Origin of the sequence: Streptomyces sp. NPDC001508, assembly GCF_040298665.1 — a bacterium.
Taxonomy (GTDB): domain Bacteria; phylum Actinomycetota; class Actinomycetes; order Streptomycetales; family Streptomycetaceae; genus Streptomyces.
Genome location: NZ_JBEPAP010000091.1, coordinates 22,715 through 30,175, shown reverse-complemented (window position 1 = coordinate 30,175; position 7,461 = coordinate 22,715). Strand labels below are relative to the sequence as shown.

The following is a 7,461-nucleotide window of genomic DNA, read 5'->3' as shown; positions in this document are numbered from 1 at the left end:
GCGACAGCCGGGCCATACACCTGCCCGTGATCAGCCCGGACGACCGAAACGGCCCGCCAGAGAAACCGACGGACCGTCACGAAAGATCGAGGTTAACGACCTCGGCGCGCACAACTGTACGGATCGAGTCGCTGACTTCCGGATCAAGGCCATTCGCAGCCAGGAAGTCACCCAGGTACGTCGAGTCAGCCACCAGGGCACCCACGGCGTCACCACGCTGGGCAAAGCGCTTGAGGACGTCAGCCAGCGTGGCGGGGCTGCCCATGTGGCGCTGAGTCATCATCTGGAGATCAGCGCGGGCGGGCATGGCGGCTTCGGCGGACAGGCGTGGGCGGGCAGCCTCATAGAGCGACGCATCGGCCACCAGCAGGCGTGCATCGGCGTCCTCGAACGACTGACTCACCTTGTCTCGCGCGGCCTTGAGAGCCTCGCTGGCGAGCATCTCGCGGCCCTCGGGGTACAGCCGCACGTCAGCGCGGAAGTCGTCAGCCTTGATCCGGCCGTTGTTGGCAGTCGCCAGGGTCGACGTGATGGCGCTGGCAGCCTCACTGACGATCTGGCGCAGGTCGGCAGGCAGGTTGGCGCTCAGGTCTGCGGAGGAGCGGAATGCAGCCTCATAGCGACCAACGGCAGCCCCTGTAGAGGCAATGGCCGTGTCGACAGCATCCGGCGCAAATGGGCGGACGTCGACAACGATGGGATTGGCCTCGGAGCCGACAGGCGCTGTGGTGTCGCTGGAAAGGTTGGTCTGATTCTCGGTCATGGGGATCTTTCCTTAAAGGGCGTAGGTGGGATTGATGGCAACGTTCGGCACTACGTACCGACGTTTTCCCGGCGCGTACAGCACACGGTAGGGGCGAATGCCAGCAGCACCGAGTAGGCGGGTGAATTCGCCAGCGGGGAGCGTGGGAAGTCCGTGATCACGGGCAGCCGCGTTGAATGCCTGCCACAGATCACGGCGGATGACGGTGCTACCGGGGGCAGGCTCGATAACCGCGAGTAGCGCGGGGCCGTAATCACGCATTGTTCACTGCCTCCGAAATGCGCTGTGCGTGACGTTGATTCAGGGCTGCTGTGTAAGCGGCCTGAGCCTGCGTCAGCTTCGCCACGGGATCGACTAGGCGAGTCAGCGTGACAACGGCGTCAAGGTCGATGGATTCGCTGTCAGCGTCAATTGAGTCGGCGAGAGTGCGTATGACGGATTCCAGCGCTACGCGGGTCTGAGCACTTCCGGGCTTGCGCTGGCGCTGTGCAGCAACGTCGGCGGGAGTAGGCATGGCGTCTTCCTTGGTTCTGTGCGCATGAAAAGTGGGGATTTCAGTTGGCTGAGGGGTATTGCCTGATCAGCAGGCATGTTTGGGTCGTTGACTTTGATCAGCGAACGCAAAGGGGACCCCGGCCAGAGAGATGAACCAGGGTCCCGCGAGGCAGGTACGAAAGTTCGTAGGTGGATGCGCGGATTACCCGTTCACGCGCCCCGGGGTGGCTAGTAGCAGCGGCATGAGAACCCCCCATCGGCTAGCGGTGAATGCGGCCGAGGCGGACGTTTCCGGAACCGCCCCTGAATGCCGTGCGGGCTCGCTCAGTGACTTCCCGTAGGTGCTGTTCATGTGCGCGCTGTTCGTCGGTTACAGCGGACCAAGCTTGCTCGCGCAGTAGCTTGACCCGCTCAGCTAGTAGGCACCGGTCAAACTTCACGGCGCGGAAGTTGTTGTCTAGCTGCTGGTGGCACTTGCGGCAGAGCGGCCGGTAGTGCGACTCGTCGGCGGACCATAGGCGGCCGTCGTGTATCTCGTCCGGGTCGGTGTGCTGGTATGCCCACTGATCAGCGGTACGGCCACACCACGCGCATGCATGGGAATGGGCAGAGCCGTACCGCCGGGCTAGTCGCTTGTGCATGCCGTCGTAGCTCGATAGTCGAGTCATTTCGCGTCCCCTTCGCTGGGAAAACAAAAAGCCCCTGACTTGGCGGCTCAACCCACATGTGAACGCCAGTACGCATGCGAGGAGCAACCAAGCCAGGGGCTTCGGTTCAGTGGGGGCTTTCGCCCTCGGGGCGCTCAACTTCACGGATCGGCAGACTCGTGCTGGCGTTGTTGAGCTAGCGGGCGGGGACGTAGCCGCCTCTATATGTGTCTAGCGAGTGGATTACCACCTAGGGCGAGTTAGGGTTACCTAAGTGACGTTGTGACGATTCGGACCCTACTTTGGGTTTTGCCTCCTATATGCGGGAGCTAAATGAGAAGTGGGGGCCTAATCGTCACTTCACCACTTTATGCAGGTCAGAGGCTATGTTGATCTTGAGTCCCTCTCTGCTGTTCGTCACTCCCGCTGCCTCAGCAGACAGTTAGGTAACGGTCCGTTACTTCACCCGTTATCAATCCGTTATCTGAATTCTGCGAAAGCGCCGCGCCGTCCACCTGTGCGCCTCCGTCACCCAAAGCCCTAACGGCCGTCTGCGGCCATGCGAAAGCCCCGCCCGACCACTGGGGTCAGACGGGGCTACTAGTCGCCCAGGAGCGCACCCAGGGGCCTATCCGGCGAGCGCTTCTGGGAAGCCCATGAATGCCTGTTGCAGCGCCTCAAGGCGGGCTATCCGCTGTCGGGTGAGGACCGAGTCATCCCCGGCCCTCAGAGCGGCGTACAGGGCATCGAGACGGCGCGTGATGCGCCGGTACTCCAACTCTGTCCGGAACGCTGCTTCGTCGGCATCCTGTTGAGCCTGCCACTGAGCTATTCGCTGTTCGCGTGTCATACGGCGCAGGCTAATCGCTACCTGATGAACCGTCACCTACGAAAGTTCAGAGCCACATGCGAAAGTCCTGCGCGCCGTTCCACGCCTACGAAAAGCCCCGCCCGACCACTAGGGCCAGACGGGGCTAGAAGTCGCTCAGCGGCGCTCTCAGGGGTCTATCCGGCGAGTGCTTCCGGGAAGCCCATGTCAGAGGGCCGCTAGGGCCTCTTCGTCTGCGTCTTCTTCCTCATTCGTCAGAAGGGGACGCCAGTCCAGAGTGATCCGGTCCTCAACCGGGATGTACTTCTTCGTCTCCGGGTCGCGTCCGGCGCCGATGGATACGCCAATCAGGAACAGGTCGAGGAACTCCCGCCGTTCGAACACGTCCCAGCCCGCCCACGGCGACCCAGGGCCTAGTGGGTCTTCCCCCGGCTCAGACCACTCGGCGGGGATCTGCACCGTGCTCGCTGTCATCTCGTCCAGTTCTGCGAGTTGGGCAATGCACTGATCTTCGTAGGCCCGGTATTGCTCCATTGTGGCCCGCCAAGTGCCCAGCTCATCCCGGCCTCGATACAAGCCAGCCTTGCGGTCCGACTGAAGCTCAGCAATGGACTGCCTGACGTGCTCAAGATGCGCTGCTGTTTCCCGCCGCTCTTCCTGTACACCTGCCAAGTCCGTCTGAGCAGCGAACCGAAGAGCAGCAGCCGCAACCCATGCCCTGTCTTCGGCATCGTCCATATCGGCGTTTTCGAGCCGTGCCCATACGACTCGGGCCACGAAGTCATCTGCGATCTCGCGCTTGATGCTCAGTCCACCGTGCCCCTTCGGGTTGGAGCACATGTAATAGTCCTGCCCACCGTTGTTCTTGGTCTGCCCCATGGAACCTTCGCAGACGCCGCAGCGTGCAAAGCGCCACCCACTGAGCAACCTTGGCGTAGCCTCCCCACCCGGCTTCCTATTGGTCTTGCTGCGCTTCTTCCGACACTCTTGCAGTTCAAGCCATTTAGCCCCAGCAATGATGCCCCTGTGTGGCGTCAGCGGCGCGCCGGACTCATCACGGGCTACGGCGTTAACGTACGCCTTTCCTCGCTTCACTCGATCGCTGGCAAACCCACCGATGGCGGGATGGTTGAGAATCCAACGCACGGTCTGAGCGCGCCAGCGAATCGAGCTTTCCTCGCTGGAAACACGGCGCTTCTTGATAGATGCGAGTCGCTTCTCAGTGGCGCGGCGCTCTGCATTGCCGGGGGCGGGCACCCCTTCTGCCTCAAGTGTGGTGGCAATCTTGTTGTCTGAGATTCCGTCCCAGCTCATCGAAATCATGCGTTCCACGATTTCGACGTGCTCCGGGTTGTCTTCGTCGGGCTCAAGCACCGACACCACCAGGTTGCCGATCTTCTCGCGGACAGCGCGCATACCGTACGGCGCAGAGCTGGAATGCCGACCGCCCACGGCCTTGATCTCATCCTTGGCGCCGCGCAGGCGCTCTGCCTTGATGTCGCTGTCCTGCTTAGCCAGTGCAGCGATGAGAGCGAAGATGGCAACACCAATGGGGTTGGACGTGTCGAGGAACGGCTCAAGCACTGAGACGAACCGAACGCCGTATTTCTTGAACTCGCTGTCGATCTCAAGTGCGTCATGCGCACCCTTGCGGGTCAGCCGAGACAGTTCGTTGACCACCACCACATCAACTTCCCCACCACGTACGGCAGTCATCAGCTCCTCGAAGCCTGGGCGGACCGCTTTTGGATCCCAACCCGACCTACCGACGTCCTTGAAGGTATGAACGACCTCCCAACCTCTACTAGCTGCCAGCGCCTCGCCTGCGGACAACTGCGCCTCTGGGGACGCCTCGGATGAGTCAGGCCGTGCCTTGGACTGCCGGGCGTACACAGCCACTCGAACCGTGTCCAGCGCCTCACTACCCGGGAGGGCTACGAAGGGCGTCATGCGCTCTCACCTGCCGTTTTCATCGTGATCCGGTTGTAGTGGTTAGTTTCGCATGGAAGGCTTTCGTCAAGAACCTCGTCAAGGACAGCAGCGGACTCGCCTTCGACGACGGGCATCCGACGGCCTATTTCTGGGTGCATCTGCTGCTGGCGGTCGTCTCCTTCGTATGGGGGACGGCCATCGGGGGCATCGGGTTGCGCGGGCTGCGCGCACCGCGCCGGACGCCATGACGCACGGGTTCCGCATCGCCGTCGTCAGCGACATTCACCTCGGGCCGGTCCTCGGCCGGTGCTTCGCGCAGCGGGTCGTCGACACGATCAACGCGACCCAGCCCGATCTGATCGCGGTCGTCGGCGACCTGGTGGACGGCAGCGTCCCCGACCTGGGTCCGGCGGCGGCGCCGCTCGCGCAGCTCTCGGCCCGGCACGGGGCGTACTTCGTCACCGGCAACCACGAGTACTTCTCCGGCGCCGAACTGGGGGTCCCCCCAGGCCCTTAAGGCACTGGGCGAGGAGGTGCGCCGGCTCGGGCTGCGCCCGCTGGAGAACGCCCGCACCGAACTGCCCGGCTTTGACCTCGCCGGGGTCAATGACGTACGGGGCGAGAGCGAGGGCCAGGGCCCGGACTACGACAGAGCCCTCGGCGACCGCGACCCCGCACGCGCGTGTGTGCTCCTCGCCCACCAGCCCGTGCAGATCCATCAGGCCGTACACCATGGTGTCGACCTCCAGCTCTCCGGCCACACCCATGGCGGGCAGTTGTGGCCCGGCGGTCTGCTCGCGGCGGCGGCCAATCCGACGGTGGCGGGTCTGGAGCGCTACGGCGACACCCAGCTGTACGTCAGTCGTGGTGCGGGCGCGTGGGGGCCGCCCACCCGGGTGGGGGCGCCGTCGGACATCACGGTCGTACAACTGGCGTCCCGGCAGGCCTGAGCGCGGACGCCGGTGCCGCCGAGCCCTCATGAGCGCGGGTGAACCCATGGAAAAGCGCAGGTCATGACGGTGCGGACGAGGTGGCGGCAGCGCTCGGCCCGGCCGCTGTGAGCACCTTGTGAAACCGGGCGGTAATCGTCGCGAGGTAAGTTCTCGCACATCTCGCCCGATTGCTCTTCCCCCAGGTGAAACACGTGTGATTAGGTGAGCCGCGCCACGAAGGGGAAGTGGCCCATGTGCAAGGCCAGGGGTAGGGCCGCGGAAGGCCTGGGGAGGGCACCACCATGCGATCGGTTCGCATGCGGATTCTCGTGACGCTGCTCGTACTGGCGGTCGTGGGAGTAGGCGGCTGGCAACTGCTGCCGTCGCAAGGGGACAAGAACAAGTCCATCACGGTCGGTACCACGGACGCCGTCACATCGCTCGACCCGGCAGGCGCCTACGACGCCGGTTCCTCGGCCCTGTTCAGCAACCTCTTCCAGTCGCTGCTGACGTTCGAACCCGGCGGCGTACAGCCCGTGCCGGACGCGGCGCAGAGCTGCGCGTTCAAGGGCAGCGACCTGAAGACGTACCGGTGCACGCTGCGCGACGGGGTCGCCTTCCCGAGCGGGCGGGCGATGACGGCCGAGGACGTCAAGTACTCCTTCGACCGGGTCAAGAAGATCAACTCCGATGTCGGTCCGGCGTCGCTGTTCTCCACCCTGGACTCGGTGAGCGCCGACAGCGACACCACCGTCACCTTCCACCTGGCCTCGCCCGACGCCACCTTCCCGTTCAAGGTGGCCACCGGCGCCGGCGCGATCGTCGACAAGGACAAGTACCCGGCGGACAGCCTGCGCACCGGCTCCGGGGCCGACGGCACCGGCCCCTACAGGCTGACCGCGTACACGAAGGACCAGCGGGCCGTCCTCGCGCCGAACACGGACTACAAGGGCAACCAGAAGGGCCCCGGCAAGCCCATCGAACTGCGGTACTACGCCGACTCGCAGGCCCTCGACAAGGCGTGGCAGGGCAAACAGATCGACGTGGCCACCCGCACGCTGCCGCCGAACATCCTGTCCGGCCTCAACCCGAGCGACCCGAACCACCGCGTCACCGAGTCCGACAGCTCCGAGACCCGCAACCTGTACCTCAACACCCACGCGAACTCACCGCTGCACGATGCGCGCGTGCGCCAGGCCATGGCCTGGCTGGTCAATCGCGAGGAACTCGCCGCCACCGTGTACGAGGGCACCGTCGACCCGCTGTACTCGCTGATCCCGACCGGCCTGACCGGCCACACCACGTCGTTCTTCGACACCTACCCGAGGCAGAGCACCGAAAAGGCGAGGGAACTGCTCACCGAGGCCGGGGTGACCCTGCCGGTGCGCTTCACCTTCGGCTACGGCAAGGGCCGCGGCGCGGGCGCCGAGGAGTCCGCCGCGCTGAAGAAGCAGCTGGAGGCGGGCGGCCTGTTCAAGGTGGACGTCAAGGGGTACGAGTGGACCGACTTCCAAAAGCGCTGGGCCGCCGGGACGATGGACGCCTGGGCGGTCGGCTGGGTCGCCGACTACCCCGACCCGGACACCTTCGGCTCCCCGCTCGTCGGCACCGGCTCCACCATGAACACCGGCTACACCGACAAGGCGGTCGACGCCCTCATCCAGGACAGCCGGCAGTACGCCGACCGCAGCCGGGTCGCCCAGGACTTCCGCGACATACAGGCGCACATCGCCACCGACGTGCCACTGATCCCGCTGTGGCAGCGCAAGGAGTACGTGGTCAGCAGCGAGGACGTCGGCGGTGGCCAGTACCTCTCGGACGGCACCGGCGTGTTCCGGCTCTGGCAGCTGGACTGGATCTGAG

General features: G+C 64.6%; 6 protein-coding genes and 1 pseudogene. 3 read left to right on the top strand and 4 right to left on the bottom strand.

The window, feature by feature from the left end:
• Window positions 1-76 precede the first annotated feature (76 nt).
• The 4 genes from ABT245_RS42635 to ABT245_RS42620 all read right to left on the bottom strand — a co-directional run bounded on the left by ABT245_RS42635 (window position 77) and on the right by ABT245_RS42620 (window position 4,684).
• Window positions 77-763, bottom strand: a complete 687-nt coding sequence (locus ABT245_RS42635) for a hypothetical protein (protein ID WP_351745554.1) — start codon at window positions 761-763, stop codon at window positions 77-79.
• A gap of 253 nt (window positions 764-1,016) precedes the next feature.
• Complete coding sequence (locus ABT245_RS42630) at window positions 1,017-1,277, bottom strand: hypothetical protein (protein ID WP_351745551.1); 261 nt, start codon at window positions 1,275-1,277, stop codon at window positions 1,017-1,019.
• Window positions 1,278-2,533: 1,256 nt separating this feature from the next.
• Window positions 2,534-2,755 carry a hypothetical protein gene (locus ABT245_RS42625; RefSeq protein ID WP_351745548.1) on the bottom strand — a complete coding sequence of 74 codons (222 nt, stop codon included), beginning with the start codon at window positions 2,753-2,755 and terminating at the stop codon, window positions 2,534-2,536.
• Between the two features lie 186 nt (window positions 2,756-2,941).
• The gene (locus ABT245_RS42620) at window positions 2,942-4,684 is read right to left on the bottom strand and encodes a recombinase family protein (RefSeq protein ID WP_351745545.1); all 1,743 of its coding nucleotides are present in this window, start codon (window positions 4,682-4,684) and stop codon (window positions 2,942-2,944) included.
• A gap of 38 nt (window positions 4,685-4,722) precedes the next feature.
• Between ABT245_RS42620 and ABT245_RS42615 the strand changes: the two genes are divergently transcribed.
• The 3 genes and pseudogenes from ABT245_RS42615 to ABT245_RS42605 all read left to right on the top strand — a co-directional run bounded on the left by ABT245_RS42615 (window position 4,723) and on the right by ABT245_RS42605 (window position 7,460).
• Window positions 4,723-4,914, top strand: a complete 192-nt coding sequence (locus tag ABT245_RS42615) for an SCO4848 family membrane protein (RefSeq protein WP_351745543.1) — start codon at window positions 4,723-4,725, stop codon at window positions 4,912-4,914.
• A 2-nt stretch (window positions 4,915-4,916) separates the two neighbouring features.
• Window positions 4,917-5,616 (top strand): annotated as a pseudogene (locus tag ABT245_RS42610) (metallophosphoesterase); the annotation flags it as partial.
• Window positions 5,617-5,915: 299 nt separating this feature from the next.
• Window positions 5,916-7,460 carry an ABC transporter substrate-binding protein gene (locus tag ABT245_RS42605; RefSeq protein ID WP_351745540.1) on the top strand — a complete coding sequence of 515 codons (1,545 nt, stop codon included), beginning with the start codon at window positions 5,916-5,918 and terminating at the stop codon, window positions 7,458-7,460.
• The last annotated feature ends 1 nt before the right edge of the window (window position 7,461 follow it).